We start from the raw sequence: 20,432 nt of genomic DNA, 5'->3' as shown, positions 1-20,432 counted from the left end.
GGGACATCTCCATCCGAGCCGGCACCGACAGCGCGGCGGCCACCACGCACACCGAGACCAAGAAGTCGGGCCTGTTCAGCGGCGGCGGCTTCGGCATCACGCTGGGCAAGCAAAGCACCACCACCGACCACAGCAACGAAAGCCAGCGGGCGGCGGCGTCCAGCGTGCAGTCCCAAGGAGGCAACGTGGCGATGGTGGCGGGCAACCGCTACGAGCAGGAAGGCTCGGCGGTGCTGGCCAAGGGTGACGTGAGCATCGTTGGCAAAACGGTGGACATCCACGAAGCGCGGGAGCTGGAGCGCGACAAATTCGAGACGCGTGCCCAGCAAAGCGGCCTCACGGTGACCATCAGCAATCCCGTGGTGAGCGCCGTACAGGGCGCGCAGACCGTCACCCGCATCGCGGGCGCCATGGGCAAGACCAGCGATACCCGCATGCAGGCCCTGGGCCTGGCCGCTGCCGGCATGGCCGCCAGTGAAACCTACGGCCAAGTTGGCGAACTCATCAAAGACCCTGGCAAGGCCGGCAGCGTCGGCTTCAACATCAGCCTGGGCAGCAGCCAGAGCCGCAGCACCAACGCCTACCAGGTGGACAGCGCTGCGGGCTCCCAGATCAAAGCCGACGGCAACGTGCGCATCACCGCCACGCAAGGCGACCTGCGTGTGCGGGGAAGCGATATTGAAGCCGGCAAGGACGTGGCGCTGGTGGCCGACAAAGGCAACATCATTCTGGAGGCCTCGCAAAACCGCTTTGCCGAACAAAACAGCAACTCCAGTAGTTCCGCCAGCGTGGGCATCGGCATCAACGTCGGTGCACAAAGCGGTGTCAGCTTCAATGCCGGCGTCAGCCAAAGCCGGGGCCAGGGCAGCGGCGAGAGTGTCAGCTACACCAACACCCACATCCGCGCAAACGGCACCGCCAGCGTGCAAAGCGGGGGCGACACCACGCTGCGCGGAGCCACCATCGTGGCCGACGCCGTGCGGGCCGACGTGGGCGGCAACCTCACCATCGAAAGCCTGCAAGACGTCAGCCGCTACAACGAAGCCAGCCGCAGCGGTGGCCTGAGCGTCAGCGTCTGCCTGCCCCCGCTGTGCTATGGCGCCTCCAGCGTCGGCGGCAGCGTGGGCCGCACCCGCATCGACAGCGACTACCAAAGCGTCGTCGAGCAAAGCGGCATCCGTGCGGGCAATGGCGGCTTTGACGTCAACGTGAAGGGCAACACCGACTTGAAGGGCGGGGCCATCACCAGCACGCAAGCGGCCATCGACGGGGGCAAGAACACGTTCACCACCGGCGGCACGCTGACCCAGAGCGATATCGAAAACCACGCCGCCTACAGCGCCAGTGGGTACAACGTGAGCGGCAGCGTGGGCTTCCAGATGGGCGACCAGGGCAGCGCCCAAACGCCCGAAGACCGCAACGCGGCAGCCAACGACAAGGGCAAGCCCGGCGGCAGCGCGGGGGTGGGCAGCGATAAGGGCAGTGCGGGCAGCACCACCCGCTCGGGCATCTCGGGCGTGAGCGGCAACACCGAAGCGCGCACGGGCGACGCGGAAACTGGCATCAAGCCCATCTTCGACAAGGGCCGCGTGCGCGACGAAGTCAACGCGCAGATCACCATCACGGCGGAGTTCGGCGCGCGCGCCAGCAAGGCTGTGGGCGACTATGCCGACCGCAAGCTGCAAGAGGCCATGAACAGTGGCGACCAGGCAGAGATCGACAACTGGAAGGAAGGCGGGGCAGGCCGTGTCGCCATGCACGCACTGGTCGGCGCGGCAGGAGGAGGCCTGGCAGGCGCCGTGGGAGCGGGCATGAGTCAGGTCGCCGTGGCGCACCTGGACAGCACGCTTCGGGAACTGGGCGTGGATGACGGCGTGCGCCAAGTCCTCGTGGGCGTCGCTGGTACGGCCGTGGGTGCAGCGGTGGGCGGCAGGGCCGGCGCAGCCGCCTCGACCAACGCGACGCTCAACAACTTCCTGAACCACCAGGAACTGAGCGAGCGGGCCAACAAGCAGAGCGCCTGTCATAACGGGGATGCGGGGGCTTGCAGCCGCGTGAGAGAACTGGACACCCTCTCGGCGCAGCGCAACGAGGTCATCCGCGACGGCATGGCCACCACAACGGTAGACCAAGGGCTGCAGATTCAGCAGGACCTGGCCACGGTCATGGTGGGGCTTTACGACTATAAGAATCAACTGCAGCAGGAGTTGGGCGCCACCAGCGACCCTGGAAGAAGGGCCGAACTGAGCAATCAGATCAGCGGAGCGGACAACAACATCCGGCAATTGGCTGGGCTGGGTCAGGACAACCTGCTCAGTCTGTACAGCAAGACCAACGATGAAAATTATTGGCGCGGGTACAAGCAGCTTCAGGCGTCCAGCAGTGGTAATGAAATTGCCGATGTGTTGATGAGTGGTGTCGCGCTGCTGGGGAGGGATCGCAAGCCTAATGGCTCCAAGCCACCTCGTGCCTCAGAGACCACTGGAGACACCGGCAGTTCTGAAGGGGGGAATTCGCCTCGTCCTGCTGGAGGAGGGGAAACATCGCCGCCCCCTGGCAAGCCAACAGATGTGGGAACACCGGCACCCAATGAGCTTGTTCCTCCAAATACAAATGGTGGAGAGTTGACGGGAAGGCCGACTCGAATACGACCTGCAGCCAACGACACTGAAGTTCGCTCTTTGATTCGAGAAAATCAGAGTGCGGAGATTTTGGCTAACAATGGATTTAAGGTGGAGCAAAATCCTAATATAGAAGGCAACAAAAACCCCGATTACAAAATTAATGGGGAGATATTCGATAATTATGCGCCGAGTACGGGTAATGTAAGAAATGCATCATCTGAAATTGGCGGCAAAGTAAAAAAAGGTCAGACAGATAACGTTGTGATTAATTTGGCAGATACGAAAATTACTGCCGATATATTGCAGCAGCAACTTATTAGCTATCCAATTCCTGGTCTTAAGAAGGTTTTAATCATCGAAAAATCAGGAAGTATTATAACTATTGATTTCACTAAAAGATAATATGGCAATTGATCTGTTTTGTTATTCGTCTTTGGCTCCTGCAGATGCTCAGCAAATCATTGACTCTATTGTGAGTGGCAATGATGAGGTATTCGCGGGGAATTTTGTTATTTATCGCGTAGATGATTTGAGAAATGCGGTGGATTATTATGATCTTGTCTCTTTGGAGATCGCTCTTGAGCATGGTATTAAAGCGGCATGTGGATTTATGATACATCTTAGTAATAAAGATTCTGCACACATGGTCCCCACGGTTTTAAAAATAGTGAAGTCTGCATTTGGCAAAGAGAATATTGTTATTACTTCGGATGGCGGAGTGATGCGTTAAGAAATTATTGCCAAAAATAATGAAATTATTATTTGTTGTACTAGTCAGTATGGCTTTGGTTGCCTGCAGCACCGAACCCCGACGCCTCTACGCCCAACAGCCCGGCGATGCCACCGTCCACCTCCGTTCCAAAAACATGCCAATGGCTGTCGGCTATTCGCTGAGCAGCAGCGAAGCACCCTGTGAGGGCTTCGAATACGTGGGCTCCGTCCGGGATGACGGCAAAAGCTCCCTGCTGCCCTGGGTCGCTTCATTGAGCAACGCGCTCAACGGCGTGCCCACCGAGAGGCAGGCGCGCGTGCCAGCGGGCAAGCCGGTGCAGGTCAAGGGCTTTTCCTACTGGTCGGACAAGTACAGCAAAGGCTTGTGCGGCCCGGTCGCTCGGCAATTCGTCGCCCAGCCCTCGGGCATTTACCGAGTGGACTTCGTCTGGTCCGGCCCTGCGGCCTGCACGATGCGCGTGACGGACGTTGCCGTGCCTGAATCGCCCAAGGATGTACCCGTTCAAAGTTTGAGCTGCCCTCGGCCGCCAGGGCTGTAGGCACAGTCCACCCCCCCGACCAGTGGCCAATCGTGCCTCTGCAATGAATGGCCTTCGGCGCGCTTGGGCGGCAGTGCTGCTGATGGGGGCGCTGCCGCTTGCCCAGGGGTATGAGTCAAAAAGCCCTCCACCGCAATTAGCACTAGGGCATATTGCTATAGATTCAATAGCAGATGAGGCGGCGGTCGTTATGGGCAGCAGCCAAAGCCGCAGCACCAGCGCCTACCAGGTGGACAGCGGCGCGGGCTCTGCAGTGCGGGCCGACGGCAACGTGCACATCACCGCCACCGATGGAGACCTGCGCGTGCGGGGCAGCGACATCGAAGCGGGCAAGAACGTCGGCCTGATCGCACAAAAGGGCAACATCGTTCTGGAAGCGGCCGAGAACCGGTTTACCGAACAAAACAGCCGCAGCAGCAGCTCGGGCAGCATCGGTGTGAGCATTGGCCCGGGGGGCGTGAGCGTGAACGCCAGCGCCAACCGGGCGCGGGGCCAGGGCAGCGGCGAGAGCGTGAGCTACACCAACACCCACATACGTGCAGGCGGCACCGCCAGCGTGCAAAGCGCGGGCGAAAGTTGATCGAGCGGCCGCTCACGCAGCGGGTTTGACGGCCCTTTTGCTACGGCCAATCACGTCCCGCCCACATACGGGTTGCCTTGCCTCTCGCGCCCAAAACTGCTTTCCGGGCCGTGCCCTGGTATGAAAATAGTCTCGTCTCCCATGGGCCACAAGCGCTGAACGATGCTGTCGATCAGCTGCTGGTGGTTGCCCTGCGGAAAATCCGTGCGGCCGATGCTGCCGGCGAACAACACGTCGCCAACGAATGCGCGCTCGATCTGCGGCGCATGGAACACCACATGGCCCGGCGTGTGGCCTGGGCAATGGCGCACGGCCAGCGTTTCCTGCCCGATCTGCACCGTGTCGCCGTCCTGCAGCCATCGCGTGGGCGTGAAGGCTTCTGCAGGCGGAAAGCCGAACATGGCGCTCTGCTGCGGCAGTCCATCGATCCAGAACTGATCGCCGGGATGCGGCCCGACGATGGGCAGTGAATGCGTGCGGGCCAATTCGCCAGCCCCGCCTGCGTGGTCGATGTGCGCATGGGTGAGCCAGATCTGCTCGAGCTTCAGACCACGCTGCTTCACGGCAGCCAGCAGCTGGTCCAAATCGCCGCCCGGGTCTATCAACGTTGCCTGTCCAGTGGCGTCGCACCACACGAGGGAGCAGTTTTGCTGAAACGCGGTCACTGGATGGGTGTGGTATCGAAGCATGGTGTGAGCCGCCAAATAGGGGCGTAGAGATGTTGGTCAATGTGGAGAGCAATCCGAAACGCCATTGCGCCATGGACTGTGACGCTCAGGTGCCTACAGCACCATGTCATACCCGACCGTGATCGGCGCATGGTCCGAAAACTTCTCGGTTTTATAGATGTGCTCGGTGCGCGCCAGGGCCGCGATGGCGGGGGTGGCCAAGTGGTAGTCCAGCCGCCATCCCACGTTGTTGGCGTAGGCTTGGCCCCGGTTGCTCCACCAGGTGTAGGCGGTGTCCGTGGCGTCAGGTTGTAACTGACGGTAAACGTCTATCAGGCCGCCGCCTTCATCAGTTATGTGCAACAACTTTGTCATCCAGTCGCGCTCCTCGGGGAGGAAGCCGCTGTTTTTCTGATTGCTTCGCCAATTCTTCAAGTCGATGGCCTGATGGGCGATGTTGATGTCGCCGCAGAGGATGAACTCGCGCTCGCCCTTGGTGCGCATGAGATGCGGATGGAACTCGGCGAGGAAGCGGAACTTGGCGAGCTGGCGTTCTTCGCCCGACGAGCCGCTTGGAAAGTAGGCGCTGATGATCGACAGCTTGCGGGCCGGGGTGTCGAAGCGGGCCTCGACGTAGCGGCCTTCGGCGTCGAATTCGGTGGAGCCATAGCCCACGATGACGTCGCTGGGTTCGTGGCGTGAGTAGATGCCGACGCCCGAATAGCCTTTCTTGGCTGCGAAGTGAAAGTGCCCTTTCAAACCCGCCAGGTGCTCGAAACGCCCCAGCATGTCGGCCGATTGCGCCTTGATCTCCTGCACGCAAATACAATCCGGCCGCGTTGCGGCGATCCATGCCTCCACCCCCTTGGATGCGGCGGAGCGGATGCCGTTGAGGTTGAGGCTCGTTAATTTGAAAAGGGGTGAATCCATGGTGACAGACAAGGCGCAATCGGTGGAACAGGACCGCCTGGCGCAGGATTTCGTGAAATTCGCCGTGGAAGCGGGTGTGCTGCGCTTCGGCAAATTCAAGACCAAGGCAGGCCGCTTGAGCCCGTATTTCTTCAACGCCGGGTTGTTCGACGACGGCGCCAAGATGGGCAGGCTGGCCGAATTCTATGCAAAAGCCCTGCTGGCGAGCGGCGTCGAGTTCGACATGGTGTTCGGGCCGGCCTACAAGGGCATTCCGCTGGCGGCCACAGTGGCCGTCGAGCTGGCGCGGCATGGGCGCAATGTGCCCTTTGCCTACAACCGCAAGGAAGCCAAGGATCACGGCGAGGGCGGCACGCTGGTGGGCGCCCCGCTGCGCGGCCGCGTGCTGATCGTGGACGACGTGATGTCCGCCGGCACGGCGGCGCGCGAGTCGATCGCGCTGATCCGCGCCGCGGGTGCCCAGCCGCATGCCATGGCCATTGCCCTGGACCGCCAGGAGAAGGCGACCGAGAACGGCCAGGACGTGGAGCACAGCGCCGTGCAGTACGTGCGCGACCATCTGGGCATGCAGGTATGCACCATCGCCAAGCTGGCAGATTTATTGCAGTATCTGGCCGAGAGTGGGGAGCCAGGAGTGCACACCCACCATGAACATGTTCTGGCGTACCGCCAGCGCTACGGAGTGCAAGGGGGGTAGTTCGTTTGAGCAAGTTGGCCTGGTGCATCAGCGGGTTGGCGGCGGTCCTTTGGGGGCCGGCGGGCATGCAGGCCTGGGCGCAGCCGAGCGGTTATTCGTCCGCCGGCGGTATCTACACCTGCGTGAACGCGCAGGGCCGGCGCCTGACGGCAGACCGTCCCATCGCCGAATGCGTGGACCGCGAGCAACGCGTACTGGGCCCCTCGGGCACCGAGCGCCAGCGCCTGGGCCCGACGCTCACCGACCAGGAACGCGCGGTGCTGGAAGCCCAGCGCCGCAAGGAAGCCGAAGAGCGCGCCCGGGCCGCCGACGAACGCCGCCGCGAGCGCGTGCTGGTGGCCCGCTACCCCGATCAGGCCTCGCACGATGCCGAGCGCGCTGCGGCCATCCAGCAGGTCAACGAAGTGACCGCCGTCGCCGAAAAGCGCGTGGCCGACCTGCAGCGCCAGCGCAAGACGCTCGATACCGAAATGGAGTTCTACCGCCGCGATCCGAGCAAGGCGCCCGTGCTGCTGCGCCGCCAGATCGCCGAGCAGGAAGAAGCGCTGGCCGAGCAGCAGCGCTTCATCGCCGGGCAAGAACAGGAAAAGCGCCGCGTGCACCAGCGGTTCGATGCCGAACTGGCGCAGCTCAAGGTGCTGTGGACCGGCCAGCGGTCCGCCGTGCCCCTGCAGTAACCGTTTTCACCGCACTCGCCACGCCGGCCCCGGCGGATCGCTGATCTCAGATCACACCGAAAGGGGCGGCGCTGCCGGCCTTGCCGGCGGGCGAATGGAGTCAGTCAGGACGCTGCGGCCAGCCGGGCCCGCAGCAGATCGTTCACCTGCTGCGGATTGGCCTTGCCCTTGCTGGCCTTCATGGCCTGGCCAACGAGGGCGTTGAACGCCTTGTCCTTGCCGGCGCGGAACTGGGCCACGTTGTCGGGGTTGGCGGCGATCACGTCGTCGATGATCTTCTCCAGTGCGCCGCTGTCGTTCATCTGCTTGAGGCCCTTGGCCTCGATGATGGCGTCCACATCGCTCCCGCCCTCGCTCCACAGTGCCTCGAACACCTGCCGGGCGGCATTGTTGGACACCGTGCCGTCGGCGATGCGAGTGACCAGCTGGGCCAGCTGTGCGGCGCTCACGGGGGCGGATGCAATATCGGTTTCGCCGGCGTTCACCCGCCGCGACACCTCGCCCATGATCCAGTTACTGACCAATTTGGGCTGCTGGCTGGCCTTCGCAGCCGTCTCGAAATACGCCGCCATCGCCTTCGACTGGGTGAGCGTGTTCGCGTCGTACTCGGGCAGACCGTAGTCGGCCACGAACCGGGCCGCCATGCTGCGGGGCAGCTCGGGCATCAGCGCGCGCTGCTCGTCCACCCACTGCTGCGCAATGTGCAGCGGCGGCAGATCCGGGTCGGGAAAATAGCGGTAGTCGGCGGCGTCTTCCTTGGTGCGCATGGCGCGCGTTTCGCCCGTGCCGGGGTCGAACAGCACCGTGGCCTGCTGGATCGCGTGGCCGTCTTCGATCTGCTCGATCTGCCAGCGGATTTCGTAGTCGATTGCCTGCTGCATGAACTTGAAGCTGTTCAGGTTCTTGATCTCGCGGCGCGTGCCCAGGGGCTGGCCCGGCTTGCGCACGGAGACGTTGGCGTCGCAGCGGAACGAGCCCTCCTGCATGTTGCCGTCGCAGATGCCGATCCAGGTCACGATCTTGTGCAGTTCCTTGGCATAGGCGACCGCTTCTTCGGACGAGCGCATGTCGGGCTCGGTCACGATCTCCAGGAGCGGCGTGCCGGCGCGGTTCAGGTCGATGCCGCTCTGGCCGATGAAGTCTTCATGCAGCGATTTGCCAGCGTCTTCCTCCAGGTGGGCGCGCACGAGTTTGACGGTCTTCTTCTCGTCGCCGAGAAAGAACGACACCTCGCCGCCCTGCACCACGGGAATCTCGAACTGGCTGATCTGGTAGCCCTTGGGCAGGTCCGGATAAAAGTAGTTCTTTCGGGCAAAAACGCTCTCTGGCGCAATGGTGGAGCCGAGGGCCAGTCCTAATTTAATAGCGCAGGCCACCGCTTCGCGATTCATCACGGGCAGCGTGCCGGGCAGGGCGAGGTCCACCGCGCAGGCCTGCGTGTTGGGCTCGGCGCCGAAGGCGGTGGGCGCGCGGCTGAAGATCTTGCTCTGGGTGGCAAGCTGGGTGTGGGTTTCGAAGCCGATGACGACCTCGTAGCCGTGGATCAATTTGGCGGTCATGTTCAGAGTCCTCCCGGCGTGCGGAGGTGGAAATCGGTGGCTTGCTGCAGGCGGTGGGCCGCGTTCAGCAACCGGGCTTCCTGGAAGTAGTTGCCGATCAGTTGCAGGCCCACGGGCATGCCGTCTTCGCCGAAGCCGGCGGGCACGCTCATGCCGGGCAGGCCGGCCAGCGATGCGGGCAGCGTGAAGATGTCGGCCAGGTAGTCGGCCAGCGGGTCGTTGCCGTGCTCGCCAAGCTTCCAGGCCACGGTGGGCGCCACGGGGCCGGCGATCACGTCGCAGGTCTTGAAGGCGTTCTGGAAGTCGTCGGCGATCATGCGGCGGATCTTCTGAGCCTGCAGGTAATAGGCGTCGTAGTAGCCGTGCGACAGCACATAGGTGCCGATCATGATGCGGCGCTTGACCTCGTCGCCGAAGCCTTCGGCGCGCGTCTTCTTGTACATGTCCACCAGGTCGGTGTAGTCGCTGGCGCGGTGGCCGAACTTCACGCCGTCGAACCGCGACAGGTTGGACGAGGCCTCGGCCGGCGCGATCACGTAGTACACGGGGATCGACAGCTCGGTGCGCGGCAGGTTGATGGGCACCAGTGTCGCACCGAGCTTTTCGTATTCCTTGAGTGCGGCATCCACCGCGGCACGCACGCCAGGCGCCAGGCCCTCGCCGAAGAATTCGGCAGGAATGCCGATGCGCAGGCCGTCGATGCTGTCGTTCAGCTGGCGGCTGAAATCCTGCGCGGGCATGTCGAGCGAGGTGGAGTCGCGGTCCAGGTCCGGTCCGCAGATGGCCGACAGCAGCAGCGCGCAGTCCTCTGCGGAGCGGGCCATGGGGCCGGCCTGGTCCAGGCTGGAGGCGAAGGCGATCATCCCGTAGCGCGAGGCGCGGCCATAGGTGGGCTTGATGCCCGTGATGCCGCAGAACGAGGCCGGCTGGCGGATGGAGCCGCCGGTATCGGTGCCGGTGGCGGCGGGCGCCAGGCGCGCGGCGACCGCCACGGCGCTGCCGCCCGAGGAGCCGCCGGGCACGCGCGCGGCGTCCCAGGGGTTGCGCACTGGCGCGGGGGCATCGAAGCCGACGGGGGCGATGGCGGAGTTCTCGTTGGCCGAGCCCATGGCGAACTCGTCGCAGTTGAGCTTGCCCAACGTGACGGCGCCGGCCTGCGCGAGCTGTGTGACCACGGTGGCGTCGAAGGGCGACTGGTAGCCGGCCAGCATCTTCGAGCCGGCCGTGCTGGGAAAGTCGCGCGTCACGAAGATGTCCTTGTGGGCGATGGGCACGCCGGCCAGCGGGCCTGCCGTGCCCGCCGCGATGGCGGCATCCTGCGCGCGTGCCTGGGCCAGGGTGGCCTCTTCATTCACGGCGACATAGGCGCCCAGTCTCTGGTGCGCGGCGGCGCGGTCCATGAAGTGCCGGGCGGCTTCGACGGCGGAGACGCGGCGTTCGCGCAGTTCGGTGGCCAGGGCGGCCACGCTCAGGTCGTGCAAAGCGGTGGTGGAAGTCGTGGTCATCGGGGCGCCCTTATTCGATCACTTTGGGCACGAGGAACAGGCCGTTTTCGACGGCCGGCGCGCTGCGCTGGTTGGCTTCGCGCTGATCGGGTTCGCTGGCGATGTCTTCGCGCAGGCGAAGCTGCACGGCCTGGACGGCGGCCACCGGGTGCGCAAGGGGTGCGACACCGGTAGTATCCACAGCCCGCATCTTCTCGACGATGCCGAAGAAACCGTTGATCTGCGTGAGCATGCGCTCACTGTTGTCCGAACTCAATTCGAGCCGTGCCAGATTGGCGATGCGGCCGATGTCCTGGGGTGTCAGTGCCATAGGGGAAGGGGGGTGGGAAACCGGATGTAAAGCTGAATTCCGGGCCATGCCGGAGGGAGTTATTCACAGGGGATGCGGTATTATCCCGGCTTTGCCGCAATACCCTCCCAACCGCCGGTCATTGTGCGAAAAAATCCAATAAACACCCCCTAATATCACCCGGCGATGGCAGGCCGACGTGCATGCCGTGCCTGAGAGGATTTTTGAATGTTCGGAGCTTTCCGTCGGTACTTCTCCACCGACCTTGCCATTGACCTTGGCACAGCCAACACCCTGATTTTTGCCCGCGACAAGGGCATCGTGCTCGATGAACCCTCGGTCGTTGCCATCCGCCACGAGGGCGGTCCCCACGGAAAGAAAGTCATCCAGGCCGTCGGCCGTGAAGCCAAGGCCATGCTGGGCAAGGTGCCCGGCAACATCGAAGCCATCCGCCCGATGAAAGACGGGGTGATCGCGGACTTCGTGATCACCGAGCAGATGATCAAGCAGTTCATCAAGATGGTGCACCCGCGCACCCTGCTCACCCCCAGCCCCCGCATCATCATCTGCGTGCCCTGCGGCTCCACCCAGGTCGAACGCCGCGCCATCAAGGACGCGGCCGAAGCCGCGGGCGCCACGGCGGTGTACCTGATCGAGGAACCCATGGCCGCCGGCATCGGCGCCGGCCTGCCGGTTTCCGAAGCCTCCGGCTCGATGGTGGTGGACATCGGCGGCGGCACCACCGAAGTGGGCGTGATCTCGCTGGGCGGCATGGTCTACAAGGGCAGCGTCCGCGTGGGCGGCGACAAGTTCGACGAAGCCATCATCAGCTACATCCGCCGCAACTACGGCATGCTGATCGGCGAGCCCACGGCCGAAGCCATCAAGAAGAACATCGGCTCGGCCTTCCCCGGCTCCGAAGTGCGTGAGATGGAAGTCAAGGGCCGCAACCTCAGCGAGGGCGTGCCGCGCAGCTTCACCATCTCCAGCAACGAAGTGCTGGAAGCGCTCACCGACCCCCTCAATCAGATCGTTTCGGCCGTCAAGAACGCGCTGGAACAGACACCGCCCGAACTGGGCGCGGACATCGCCGAGCGCGGCATGATGCTCACCGGCGGCGGCGCCCTGCTGCGCGACCTGGACCGCCTGCTGGCCGAAGAAACCGGCCTGCCGGTGCTGGTGGCCGAGGACCCCCTGACCTGCGTGGTGCGCGGGTGCGGCATTGCGCTGGAGCGCATGGACCGCCAGGGCAGCATCTTCACGAGCGAGTGACACGGCTGGCCCCTGGCGCTAAGCCGGGGCGGGGAGAAGACATGGATGAACTGCTGGCCGCCAACCGTTTGCCCCCGCCGGGCGCGCTGCGCCACGTGCGGTTGGTCCGCGGGGCGCACGCAGCACTGCCTTCGCGCTCTTCTTCCATGACGTGGTGCGGCACCTTGCCTGACTAACGGGTCTGCCTGTCCATGCCCCTCGGTACGCTCGACCGGTCTGCCCCGTCCTTTTTCAAACAAGGGCCCTCGCCGCGTTCGCGACTGGCCCTCTACTGCGCCATGGCGCTTTTTTTGATGGTGGCGGATGCGAGGTTCCAGGTGACCGATCCGCTGCGCAAAGCCGTGGCCGTGGCGCTCTATCCCCTCCAGTGGGCCATGCTGCAGCCGGTGGAGTTCGCCAGCCGGGGCGTGGGCTATTTCCAGTCCCTGCAGGTGGCCCAGGACGACGCCGACACCGCGCGCCGCAACATGGCGCAGATGTCGCAGCGCGCCAACCAGGCGGAGCAGCTTTTGCAGGAGAACGCGCGGCTGCGCAAGCTGCTGGACCTGCGCGAGCGGCTGACCACGGCAGCGCAGGCTGCACAGGTGATCTACGACGCTGCCGACCCCTACACCCGCCGCGTGATGATCGACCGCGGGCAGTCGGCCGGCGTGGAGCTCGGCTCGCCGGTGATGGACGAGTCCGGCATGCTGGGCCAGGTGACGCGCGTGCATCCTTTCCTGAGCGAGGTCACCCTGCTCATCGACCGCGACCAGGCCATTCCCGTGATGAACCTGCGCACGGGCGCACGCAGCGTGGCGTATGGCGATCCGGTGATCGCGCACGGCGGCGGGATGGAGCTGCGTTTCATGCCCGGCAATGCCGATGTGCAGGAGAACGACCTGCTCACCACCAGCGGCGTGGACGGCCTTTACCCCCCCGGGTTGCCCGTGGCCCGCGTGGTGCGGGTGGAGCGGCGTGCCGACTCGGCCTTCGCGCGCATCTATTGCGCACCGCTGGCGCAGGTGAATGGCGCGCGGCACGTGATGGTGCTCAAGCCGCTGACGGCCGACCTGCCCGAGCGCCCCGCGCCGGCACCGGTGGCCCCGGTCCGCAAGGGAGCGCGCCGATGATCTGCGCCGTCATTGACTCCATGCGCACTGCCCTGGTTGCGGTGCAGCTCTGCGGCAGGAGGCTCGCATGATCATGCCCCGTGGGCAGCAACTGCTGCTGCCGGTCAGCCCCCTGTTCATCGTCGCCAGCCTGTTGGTGGCGCTGGCGTTCAACATGCTGCCGCTCGGGCGCGTGGTATGGACGCCCGACCTCGTCATGGTGTTGCTGGTGTTCTGGGGTGTGCACCAGCCGCAGCGCGTGGGCATGGGTGTGGCGTTTGCCATGGGCCTGTGCATGGACGTGTACCAGACGGCCTTGCTCGGCCAGCACGCGCTGGCCTATTGCGCGCTGATCTACGGCGCCTTGTACCTGCACCGGCGCCTGCTGTGGTTCAGCGTGCTGTCGCAGGCGCTGCAGGTGTTTCCGCTGTTCATTGCGGCGCATGCGATCGAACTCTTGATCCGCATCGTGTCGGGTGGCATTCTTCCCGGGTTCGAGGGCCTGGTGGCGCCGGGCCTGGAGGCCTTGCTGTGGCCGCTCGCCAGCTGGATACTGCTGGCGCCGCAGCGCCGTCCGCCCGACCGGGACGAGAACCGCCCGCTGTGAGCGTCATCCTTTGACGATTTACCGCTCGCCCGACCGAACGACCGCTGTCCCGACCTGATCAACTGGATCGACCTGATTCCCCCGCCATGACCGAACTGCGCAACACCGAAGCCGATGCCTCGCGTTTCCGCACCCGCGTCTTCGTGGTGGCGCTGGTCGTGCTTCTGGCGCTGTGCCTGGTCGTGGCGCGCCTGGTGTACCTGCAGGTGGTGCGCCACGACGATCTGGCCGAGCAGGCCGAGAGCAACCGCACGGCCGTGGTGCCGATCGTTCCGAACCGCGGCCTCATCATGGACCGCAACGGCGTGGTGCTGGCCACCAACTATTCGGCCTACACGCTGGAGATCACGCCGTCCAAGGTGGAGTCGCTGGACGGCACCATCGACGAGTTGTCCAAGGTGCTGGACATCCATCCGCGCGACCGCCGCCGTTTCAAGCGCCTGATGGACGAGTCGCGCAACTTCGAGTCGCTGCCGATCCGCACGCGCCTGTCCGACCAGGAAGTGGCGCGCTTCACGGCGCAGCGCTACCGCTTTCCCGGCGTGGACATCAAGGCGCGGCTGTTTCGCAACTACCCGATGGGCGAGGTGGCCAGCCATGCGATCGGCTACATCGGCCGCATCAACCAGCGCGAGAAGGAACGCATCGACGACTCGGAAGACGCGGCCAATTACCGCGGCACCGACCACATCGGCAAGCTGGGCGTGGAGCAGGGTTTCGAAAGCACACTGCACGGCCTGACCGGCGTGGAGCGCATGGAGACCTCGGCCGGCGGGCACGCGGTGCGGCGCCTGGCGAGCCATCCGGCCACGCCCGGCAACACGGTGATGCTTTCCATCGACATCAAGCTGCAGAAGATGATCGAGGAGATGTTCGGCGACCGGCGCGGCGCGCTCGTGGCCATCGACCCGCGCAACGGCGAGGTCGTCGCGCTGGTGAGCAAGCCCACGTTCGATCCCAACCTGTTCGTGGAAGGCATCGACAGCGAAAACTGGCAGGCCCTCAACGAATCGATCGACAAGCCGCTGCTCAATCGCGCGCTGCGCGGCACCTACCCGCCGGGCTCGACCTACAAGCCGTTCATGGCGCTGGCGGCGCTGCAACTGAACAAGCGCTCGCCGACGCAGGTCTACAACGACCCGGGTTTTTATACCTACGGCGGCCATACCTTCCGCAGCCACGAAGGCGGGCTGGGCGGCGTGGACATGCACCGCGCCATCCAGTTCTCCAGCAACACGTACTTCTATTCGCTGGCGGTGGACATGGGCGTGGACGCCATCCACGACTTCATGAAGCCGCTGGGTTTTGGCCAGTCCACCGGCATCGACATCAACGGCGAAGTGCGGGGCGTGCTGCCCAGCACGGAGTGGAAGCGCAACACCTACAAGCGCCCCGAAACCCGGCGCTGGTACTCGGGCGAGACCGTATCGCTGGGCATCGGCCAGGGCTACAACAACTTCACCATGCTGCAGCTCGCGCTGGCCGAGGCCACGCTGGCCAACGGCGGTACGCGCTACAGGCCGCACCTCATCAAGGCCATCAAGGACACGGTGACGGGGCAGGTCACCGAAGTGCAGCAGCCGCCTGGCGAGAACCTGGGCTTTTCGCCCCGGAACGTGGAGATCGTGCGCAACGCGCTCGTCGCCGTGAACAAGGGCGGCACGGGCACGCGAGTGTTCGCGGGCGCTCCCTACACCTCGGCCGGCAAGACCGGCACGGCGCAGGCGGTGAGCATGGGGCAGAACGTCAAATACAACGCCAGGGCCCTCGAAGAACACCAGCGCGACCATTCGCTGTTCGCCGCCTTCGCCCCGGCCGAAAATCCGCGTCTGGTGCTGGCGGTGATCGTGGAGAACGCGGGCTTTGGCGCCGCCCATGCCGCGCCCATCGCACGGCGCGTGTTCGACTACTGGCTGCAGGGCGACTACCCGAACGAGCAGGACATGGCCGCCGTTCGCAAGGGGCTGGCATCCGCACCCATCGGCACACCGCTGCGCGCGGTGGACGTGCCGATGATCGATCCGTAAGCCGACCCGGCGGTTGCTCAGCCCGGAGGCGTTGATCCGCTGGGTTTGCTCGATTCGCTTGATCCTGCCGAAGCTGCGGCGCGCCGGGCGGGCTGCCACTGGCTGAAGATCAGCGCGCCCACGATCAGCGCCGCGCCGGCCATGCCGGCCGCACCCATCCGCTCGTCGATCAGCACCCATGCCGTGACCGCTGCGAACACAGGCTCCAGCCCGAACACGATGGCGCTGCGCATCGCATCCACGCGCTGCTGGCCCCACGCTTGCAGCGTCACCACCACCACGCTGGCCAGCAGGCCGAGGTACAGCAGGGCCACCCACGACGCGGCGGGCAGTGTGGCGAGCGATGCCCAGGTGCTGTCCAGGCCGCCGTGGCGCACGGCGATCAGCACGCTCGAGGCGGCCAGCATGGCCGTGGCCTGCGCGGCCGCCATGCGGATGGCGCGCACCGGCTGCACGGCCGTGCGGCGCGCGCACTCTTCCAGCGCCAGGATGTAGATGGCATAGAACAGCGTGCTGGCGAAGGTGAGCGTATCGCCCAGGTTCCAGGGCTCGTTCTCATGGAACATCAGCGCCATGCCGGCCAGCGCGAGCACGCAGGCCACCCACAGGCGCCAGCCGTAGCGCCGCCCCAGCACGGCCATGGCCAGCAGCGGCACCACCAGCACATTCAAGCCCGTGACGAACGCATTGCGGTTGCTGCTGGTGCGCGCGAGCCCCTCGATCTGCAGCCAGAACGCCAGGAAAAGCACGATGCCCAGCCCCAGGCCCCATCGCCGTTCGGGCGTGCGCATGCCGCGCCACAGCGGGCCCAGCACCACGAGGGCGATGGCGAAGCGCAGCCAGATGAGCTGCAGCGCATCGAGGTGCGCCGACAGCAGCTTCATGGCAGGAAAGGTCGTGCCCCAGACCAGGGTCACGGCCAGCAAGGCCAACAGGCCCAGGCGTTCAGGTTTCATGGTGCCGGGGCCCGCGCAGCCTGATGAAAGCGCGCGGGGTAGGAAGAGACGGAGAGCGGTGTGGAGGTGATCGGCGAAAAGGCAGACCCCAAAGGCCCGGCCTTTTCTCTTTCACGCCCCCATGCGGCCGATGAATGCGCGGATGCGGTCGCTGGCGGGGTTGCCGAAGAACTCGGCCGGTGGCGCGTCGTGCGCGATGCGGCCCTGGTCGAAGAACATCACGCGGTCGGCCACCTCGCGGGCAAAACCCATCTCGTGCGTGACGACGATCATGGTCATGCCGCCGCGCGCCAGTTCGCGCATGACGTCCAGCACCTCCTGCACCATCTCGGGATCGAGGGCAGAGGTGGGCTCGTCGAACAGCATCACCTTGGGCGCCATCGCCAGCGCGCGGGCGATGGCCACGCGCTGCTGCTGGCCGCCCGACAGTTGCCAGGGGTACTTGTGCGCATGGTCCTGCATGCCCACGCGCCGCAGCAGCGTCATGGCCTGCTCGTTGGCCTTGGCGCGCGGCGTGCGGTGGATGCGGCGGGGCGCCAGCGTCACGTTGTCCAGCACGCTCATGTGGCCGAACAGGTTGAACTGCTGGAACACCATGCCGACCTCGCTGCGCTGCTTTTGCAGCGTGCGCGGGTCGTCCGTCACGTCGGTGCCGCCGATGGTGATGCGGCCGCTGTCGTGCGGCTCCAGGCGGTTGATGGCCCGCAGCAGCGTGCTCTTGCCTGAGCCCGAGGCGCCGATGATGACCGTCACCTCGCCGGTGTTGAAGGCGGTGGACACCTCCTTGAGCACCTGGTGCGCGCCGAACGACTTGCACACGCAGTCGGCGACGATGTAGGGCGTGGCCTGGCTCATTGCGCCCGTCCTTCCACGTCGAAGCGGTACTCGACGGCATTGGAGATCTGCGTGACCAGCGTGGTCAGCAGCAGATACGTGATGGCCACGGTGGAGAGCGTCGCGATGGGCTGGAAGGTCGCCGACTGGATGCGGTTGCCCACATTGGTCAGTTCCACCACGCCGATGGCATAGGCCAGCGAAGAGTCCTTGAGCAGCGCCACGAAGTTGCTCACCAGTGGCGGCAGCGAGATCTTGAACGCCTGCGGGAACACCACGTCGAAAAACACGTGCAGACGCGACAGGCCCAGCGCCCGCGCCGCCTCGGTCTGCCCGCGCGGCACGGCCAGCAGCCCGGCGCGCACGGCCTCGGCGTTGTAGGCGCCCACGTTCAGGCCGAGCGCCACCACGGCAGCGGCGAAGTCAGGCAGGTTCAGCCCCGGCACCAGCACCGGCAGCGCGAAGTACACGAAGAGGATCTGCACCAGCAGCGGTGTGCCGCGGATGACCCAGATGTAGAACCCGGCCACCCAGCGCAGCGCGGTCCAGCGCGAGGTGCGGGCCAGCGCGGCGCTGGTGCCCAGCACCAGGCCCACGCTGCCGCTCACCAGGGTGAGCCACAGCGTGGTGCGCGCACCCTCGGAGAACGCCTGCGCGTTCGGTCCGATCGGGTCAGGCAGAAAGGAAAGAAGCTGGCCCAGCAGGGCCAGCGCCAACACCATCAGCAGCAGGGCGGAGACCAGCGTCGCATTGCTGCGGTGCTGGCGGGTCCAGTGCTGTGGCCACAGAGCATTGAGCATGGAGGCAGTGAAACGAAAACGGTCCGAAGCCGGAGCCGCCGTTTATGGGGCGCAGCGGACGTCTTCGTTGAAGTACTTCTGGGACACGGCGGCATAGCTGCCATCGGCCAGCACTTCGGCGAAAGCCTTGTTCCAGGCGTCGGCCAGGCCGGTGTTGCCCTTGGAGACGGCGGGGGCGATCTTCTCGATGAAGAGCATTTCGCCCAGCTTCAGGCCGGCCTTGGGGTTCTTGGCGACCACTTCCTTGGCCACGAACTTGTCGGTCACCCAGGCATCGACGCGCTTGGAGGTGAGGGCGCTGCGCGCATCGACGTCGGTGGGGAAGTTCTTCATTTCCTTGATGCCGGCGACCTTCTGCACGTTCTCCAGGTAGCTGGTGCCGGTCTGCACGGCGACGATCTTGCCGGTCAGGTCCTTGGCGGTGCGGATCTTGGGGTCCATGGCGATGATCATGCCGCCCGAGCAGTAGTGGGGCGTAGCGAAGGTGACGGCCTTGGCGCGCTCTTCGGTCACGCCGTGCGAGGCGATGACGGCGTCCCAGCGGTCTTGCGACAGGCCGGTCAGCAGGGCGTCGAAGCCCAGCGTCTTCCATTCGACCTTGAGGCCCATCTTCTTGGCGACCAGGTTGGCCACTTCGATCTCGAAGCCCGTGAGCTGCGTGCCCTGGAAGTAGTTGAAGGGGGCGAACTGGCCTTCGGTCGCGATGATGATCTTGCCGTCCTTCTTGACGGCCTCCAGCGTGCGGGCCTGCACGGAAAAGGCGGCACACAGTGCGGCCACGGTGGCGATCGTCTTGAAAATCTTCATCTCTGTTGTTCCTGCGCAGGGTGGTTTCAGGTACAAAAAATCCGGCTTGGCGGTTAGCGAAGCCGGAACCAGCGACCAGTGGGGCCGCCCGCCGAGCGGGCAGTCACGGGATGGACACATTATAAATAGCGTGCATGGGGCCATGCACACCCGCAAACCCTGATCCGGCCTGCAAAAACCGGGCCCATGTGCGCAGGCTTTTCAGCGCAGGAAGGCGTCGTAGCCCGTCTTCAGGATCAGCGAACTCACCACCACGATGAAGATGCCGCGCACGAAGCCCGTGCCGTGCTTGAGGGCCATGTGCGTGCCGATCACGCTGCCCACCACGTTCGCCACCGCCAGCGGCACTGCGAAATGCCACCACACGTGGCCCTTGGCCGCGAAAAGAATGATGGCCGCCACGTTGGTGGCCAGGTTCAGCAGCTTGGCCGAGACCGAGGCGTTCAGGAAGTCGTAGCCCAGCAGCCGCACGAACAGAAAGACGAAGAAGCTGCCCGTGCCCGGTCCGAAGAAGCCGTCGTAGAACCCCACCGTGAGCCCGATCACGCAGGCCAGTCGGGTTTCGGTCTTGCCCTCGAAGCGGGGCGTGTGGTGCCGCCCGAGGTCTTTGCGCGCCAGGGTGTACAGCAGCACGGCCAGCAGGATCAGCGGCAGCAGCTTGCGCAGCGAATCCGCCGACACCACCGTCACCGTCCAGGCCCCTGCGAACGCGCCGACGAAGCCTGCCGCCGCGGCCGGCAGCATCGCCTGCCAGCGCATCTGCACCCGGCGGCTGTACTGCCAGGTGGCGATGCCCGTGCCCCAGATCGATGCGCTTTTGTTGGTGCCGAGCAGCGTGGCTGGCGGTGCGTTGGGGAAAGTGGCAAAGAGGGCGGGCACCAGAATGAGGCCGCCGCCCCCGACGATGGCGTCCACGAAGCCGGCCAGCAGCGACGCCAGAGAAACAATGATCCATTCCATGCAATCGATTGTCTCAGGTGTATCGCCGTGGAATTTGCACGCGCGTTGGGCAGGCAGCGCCGCTTTGACCGGGGACAGGGGCGAAAGCGGCGCGCCCAAGAAAAAAGCGCCGGGGTTGCCGGCGCTTTATGAAAAAGGCATCTTATTGGGGGATGCTCGGATTGGTTTTTGTTCGACTTCGAGATGTCTCCTCGGTCCCCTCGTTCTACGCGGCGTTGCGCGTTTTCGAGTGGACTTAATGTAACGAGCGCACCCTGCTGGTGCATTGGGACTTTCCC

Annotated in this window: 22 protein-coding genes; 11 read left to right on the top strand and 11 right to left on the bottom strand. The window is 64.9% G+C overall.

The features are described 5' to 3' along the window. Positions 1 to 184 (bottom strand): hypothetical protein (locus BLT03_RS24185; protein WP_139160485.1); only part of this gene is annotated, 184 nt, incomplete at its 3' end. 7 nt (positions 185 to 191) lie between these two features. Here BLT03_RS24185 and BLT03_RS21870 point away from each other — a divergent pair. The 4 genes from BLT03_RS21870 (at position 192) to BLT03_RS21860 (ending at position 4,475) form a co-directional block, all read left to right on the top strand. Then, positions 192 to 3,026 carry a hemagglutinin repeat-containing protein gene (locus tag BLT03_RS21870; RefSeq protein ID WP_245711507.1) on the top strand — a complete coding sequence of 945 codons (2,835 nt, stop codon included), beginning with the start codon at positions 192 to 194 and terminating at the stop codon, positions 3,024 to 3,026. A 1-nt stretch (position 3,027) separates the two neighbouring features. After that, positions 3,028 to 3,354, top strand: a complete 327-nt coding sequence (locus tag BLT03_RS24180) for a hypothetical protein (RefSeq protein WP_139160483.1) — start codon at positions 3,028 to 3,030, stop codon at positions 3,352 to 3,354. 136 nt (positions 3,355 to 3,490) lie between these two features. Then, positions 3,491 to 3,895: a hypothetical protein gene (locus BLT03_RS21865; protein ID WP_139160482.1), complete on the top strand. Its 405-nt coding sequence runs from the start codon at positions 3,491 to 3,493 to the stop codon at positions 3,893 to 3,895. A gap of 190 nt (positions 3,896 to 4,085) precedes the next feature. Beyond that, positions 4,086 to 4,475 (top strand): hemagglutinin repeat-containing protein, encoded by a 390-nt coding sequence (locus BLT03_RS21860; RefSeq protein ID WP_175537833.1) that lies wholly within the window; start codon positions 4,086 to 4,088, stop codon positions 4,473 to 4,475. Between the two features lie 50 nt (positions 4,476 to 4,525). Here the strand turns inward: BLT03_RS21860 and BLT03_RS21855 are convergent, their stop codons facing one another. Then, the gene (locus BLT03_RS21855; protein WP_092745887.1) at positions 4,526 to 5,164 is read right to left on the bottom strand and encodes an MBL fold metallo-hydrolase; all 639 of its coding nucleotides are present in this window, start codon (positions 5,162 to 5,164) and stop codon (positions 4,526 to 4,528) included. A 93-nt stretch (positions 5,165 to 5,257) separates the two neighbouring features. After that, a complete protein-coding gene (locus tag BLT03_RS21850; RefSeq protein WP_092745886.1) occupies positions 5,258 to 6,073 on the bottom strand; it encodes an exodeoxyribonuclease III in 816 nt (271 codons plus the stop codon). Here BLT03_RS21850 and pyrE point away from each other — a divergent pair. After that, positions 6,072 to 6,770 carry an orotate phosphoribosyltransferase gene (gene pyrE, locus BLT03_RS21845; protein ID WP_092745885.1) on the top strand — a complete coding sequence of 233 codons (699 nt, stop codon included), beginning with the start codon at positions 6,072 to 6,074 and terminating at the stop codon, positions 6,768 to 6,770. The genes BLT03_RS21850 and pyrE overlap by 2 nt on opposite strands. Before the next feature lie 65 nt (positions 6,771 to 6,835). Continuing rightward, positions 6,836 to 7,447, top strand: a complete 612-nt coding sequence (locus BLT03_RS21840; protein ID WP_245711506.1) for a DUF4124 domain-containing protein — start codon at positions 6,836 to 6,838, stop codon at positions 7,445 to 7,447. A 104-nt stretch (positions 7,448 to 7,551) separates the two neighbouring features. On the opposite strand, the gene gatB is transcribed toward BLT03_RS21840, so the two are convergent. The 3 genes from gatB to gatC are packed head-to-tail and all read right to left on the bottom strand — an operon-like array spanning position 7,552 to position 10,821. Beyond that, positions 7,552 to 9,006 carry an Asp-tRNA(Asn)/Glu-tRNA(Gln) amidotransferase subunit GatB gene (gene gatB, locus BLT03_RS21835; protein ID WP_092745883.1) on the bottom strand — a complete coding sequence of 485 codons (1,455 nt, stop codon included), beginning with the start codon at positions 9,004 to 9,006 and terminating at the stop codon, positions 7,552 to 7,554. A gap of 2 nt (positions 9,007 to 9,008) precedes the next feature. Continuing rightward, a complete protein-coding gene (gatA, locus tag BLT03_RS21830; RefSeq protein ID WP_092745882.1) occupies positions 9,009 to 10,511 on the bottom strand; it encodes an Asp-tRNA(Asn)/Glu-tRNA(Gln) amidotransferase subunit GatA in 1,503 nt (500 codons plus the stop codon). A 10-nt stretch (positions 10,512 to 10,521) separates the two neighbouring features. Next, a complete protein-coding gene (gene gatC, locus BLT03_RS21825) occupies positions 10,522 to 10,821 on the bottom strand; it encodes an Asp-tRNA(Asn)/Glu-tRNA(Gln) amidotransferase subunit GatC (protein WP_092745881.1) in 300 nt (99 codons plus the stop codon). 207 nt (positions 10,822 to 11,028) lie between these two features. Between gatC and BLT03_RS21820 the strand changes: the two genes are divergently transcribed. The 5 genes from BLT03_RS21820 (at position 11,029) to mrdA (ending at position 15,797) form a co-directional block, all read left to right on the top strand. Beyond that, a complete protein-coding gene (locus BLT03_RS21820) occupies positions 11,029 to 12,072 on the top strand; it encodes a rod shape-determining protein (RefSeq protein ID WP_092745880.1) in 1,044 nt (347 codons plus the stop codon). 41 nt (positions 12,073 to 12,113) lie between these two features. Next, entirely contained in the window at positions 12,114 to 12,248 is a 135-nt protein-coding gene (locus tag BLT03_RS25050; RefSeq protein ID WP_281243318.1) for a hypothetical protein, read from the top strand. 15 nt (positions 12,249 to 12,263) lie between these two features. Further along, positions 12,264 to 13,184 (top strand): rod shape-determining protein MreC, encoded by a 921-nt coding sequence (gene mreC, locus BLT03_RS21815; RefSeq protein WP_092745879.1) that lies wholly within the window; start codon positions 12,264 to 12,266, stop codon positions 13,182 to 13,184. Between the two features lie 67 nt (positions 13,185 to 13,251). Further along, on the top strand, positions 13,252 to 13,770 hold the full coding sequence (gene mreD, locus BLT03_RS21810) for a rod shape-determining protein MreD (RefSeq protein WP_092745878.1): 519 nt from the start codon (positions 13,252 to 13,254) through the stop codon (positions 13,768 to 13,770). An 86-nt stretch (positions 13,771 to 13,856) separates the two neighbouring features. Continuing rightward, entirely contained in the window at positions 13,857 to 15,797 is a 1,941-nt protein-coding gene (gene mrdA, locus BLT03_RS21805; protein WP_092745877.1) for a penicillin-binding protein 2, read from the top strand. A gap of 17 nt (positions 15,798 to 15,814) precedes the next feature. Here the strand turns inward: mrdA and BLT03_RS21800 are convergent, their stop codons facing one another. The 5 genes from BLT03_RS21800 to BLT03_RS21780 all read right to left on the bottom strand — a co-directional run bounded on the left by BLT03_RS21800 (position 15,815) and on the right by BLT03_RS21780 (position 20,154). Next, on the bottom strand, positions 15,815 to 16,753 hold the full coding sequence (locus BLT03_RS21800) for a DMT family transporter (protein WP_092745876.1): 939 nt from the start codon (positions 16,751 to 16,753) through the stop codon (positions 15,815 to 15,817). 111 nt (positions 16,754 to 16,864) lie between these two features. Continuing rightward, entirely contained in the window at positions 16,865 to 17,608 is a 744-nt protein-coding gene (locus tag BLT03_RS21795; protein WP_092745875.1) for an amino acid ABC transporter ATP-binding protein, read from the bottom strand. Further along, positions 17,605 to 18,387 (bottom strand): amino acid ABC transporter permease, encoded by a 783-nt coding sequence (locus tag BLT03_RS21790; protein ID WP_092745874.1) that lies wholly within the window; start codon positions 18,385 to 18,387, stop codon positions 17,605 to 17,607. The genes BLT03_RS21795 and BLT03_RS21790 overlap by 4 nt, the downstream gene beginning before the upstream one ends. Positions 18,388 to 18,429: 42 nt before the next feature. Continuing rightward, on the bottom strand, positions 18,430 to 19,194 hold the full coding sequence (locus BLT03_RS21785) for an ABC transporter substrate-binding protein (RefSeq protein WP_092745873.1): 765 nt from the start codon (positions 19,192 to 19,194) through the stop codon (positions 18,430 to 18,432). A gap of 201 nt (positions 19,195 to 19,395) precedes the next feature. Then, positions 19,396 to 20,154 (bottom strand): sulfite exporter TauE/SafE family protein, encoded by a 759-nt coding sequence (locus BLT03_RS21780; RefSeq protein WP_092745872.1) that lies wholly within the window; start codon positions 20,152 to 20,154, stop codon positions 19,396 to 19,398. Positions 20,155 to 20,432: the final 278 nt, after the last annotated feature.

This window comes from Paracidovorax valerianellae (assembly GCF_900102625.1).
Lineage (GTDB): Bacteria > Pseudomonadota > Gammaproteobacteria > Burkholderiales > Burkholderiaceae_C > Paracidovorax > Paracidovorax valerianellae.
This window is presented reverse-complemented; position numbering and strand designations above follow the sequence as displayed.

What these genes read in the sequence shown, in the direction of transcription:
- BLT03_RS21870 (WP_245711507.1), top strand. Translation starts at nt 192, where the DNA reads ATGGTGGCGGGCAACCGCTACGAGCAGGAAGGCTCGGCGGTGCTGGCC.
- BLT03_RS24180 (WP_139160483.1), top strand. Translation starts at nt 3,028, where the DNA reads ATGGCAATTGATCTGTTTTGTTATTCGTCTTTGGCTCCTGCAGATGCT.
- BLT03_RS21865 (WP_139160482.1), top strand. Translation starts at nt 3,491, where the DNA reads ATGCCAATGGCTGTCGGCTATTCGCTGAGCAGCAGCGAAGCACCCTGT.
- BLT03_RS21860 (WP_175537833.1), top strand. Translation starts at nt 4,086, where the DNA reads ATGGGCAGCAGCCAAAGCCGCAGCACCAGCGCCTACCAGGTGGACAGC.
- BLT03_RS21855 (WP_092745887.1), bottom strand. Translation starts at nt 5,164, where the DNA reads ATGCTTCGATACCACACCCATCCAGTGACCGCGTTTCAGCAAAACTGC.
- pyrE (WP_092745885.1), top strand. Translation starts at nt 6,072, where the DNA reads ATGGTGACAGACAAGGCGCAATCGGTGGAACAGGACCGCCTGGCGCAG.
- BLT03_RS21850 (WP_092745886.1), bottom strand. Translation starts at nt 6,073, where the DNA reads ATGGATTCACCCCTTTTCAAATTAACGAGCCTCAACCTCAACGGCATC.
- BLT03_RS21840 (WP_245711506.1), top strand. Translation starts at nt 6,836, where the DNA reads ATGCAGGCCTGGGCGCAGCCGAGCGGTTATTCGTCCGCCGGCGGTATC.
- gatB (WP_092745883.1), bottom strand. Translation starts at nt 9,006, where the DNA reads ATGACCGCCAAATTGATCCACGGCTACGAGGTCGTCATCGGCTTCGAA.
- gatA (WP_092745882.1), bottom strand. Translation starts at nt 10,511, where the DNA reads ATGACCACGACTTCCACCACCGCTTTGCACGACCTGAGCGTGGCCGCC.
- gatC (WP_092745881.1), bottom strand. Translation starts at nt 10,821, where the DNA reads ATGGCACTGACACCCCAGGACATCGGCCGCATCGCCAATCTGGCACGG.
- BLT03_RS21820 (WP_092745880.1), top strand. Translation starts at nt 11,029, where the DNA reads ATGTTCGGAGCTTTCCGTCGGTACTTCTCCACCGACCTTGCCATTGAC.
- BLT03_RS25050 (WP_281243318.1), top strand. Translation starts at nt 12,114, where the DNA reads ATGGATGAACTGCTGGCCGCCAACCGTTTGCCCCCGCCGGGCGCGCTG.
- mreC (WP_092745879.1), top strand. Translation starts at nt 12,264, where the DNA reads ATGCCCCTCGGTACGCTCGACCGGTCTGCCCCGTCCTTTTTCAAACAA.
- mreD (WP_092745878.1), top strand. Translation starts at nt 13,252, where the DNA reads ATGATCATGCCCCGTGGGCAGCAACTGCTGCTGCCGGTCAGCCCCCTG.
- mrdA (WP_092745877.1), top strand. Translation starts at nt 13,857, where the DNA reads ATGACCGAACTGCGCAACACCGAAGCCGATGCCTCGCGTTTCCGCACC.
- BLT03_RS21800 (WP_092745876.1), bottom strand. Translation starts at nt 16,753, where the DNA reads ATGAAACCTGAACGCCTGGGCCTGTTGGCCTTGCTGGCCGTGACCCTG.
- BLT03_RS21795 (WP_092745875.1), bottom strand. Translation starts at nt 17,608, where the DNA reads ATGAGCCAGGCCACGCCCTACATCGTCGCCGACTGCGTGTGCAAGTCG.
- BLT03_RS21790 (WP_092745874.1), bottom strand. Translation starts at nt 18,387, where the DNA reads ATGCTCAATGCTCTGTGGCCACAGCACTGGACCCGCCAGCACCGCAGC.
- BLT03_RS21785 (WP_092745873.1), bottom strand. Translation starts at nt 19,194, where the DNA reads ATGAAGATTTTCAAGACGATCGCCACCGTGGCCGCACTGTGTGCCGCC.
- BLT03_RS21780 (WP_092745872.1), bottom strand. Translation starts at nt 20,154, where the DNA reads ATGGAATGGATCATTGTTTCTCTGGCGTCGCTGCTGGCCGGCTTCGTG.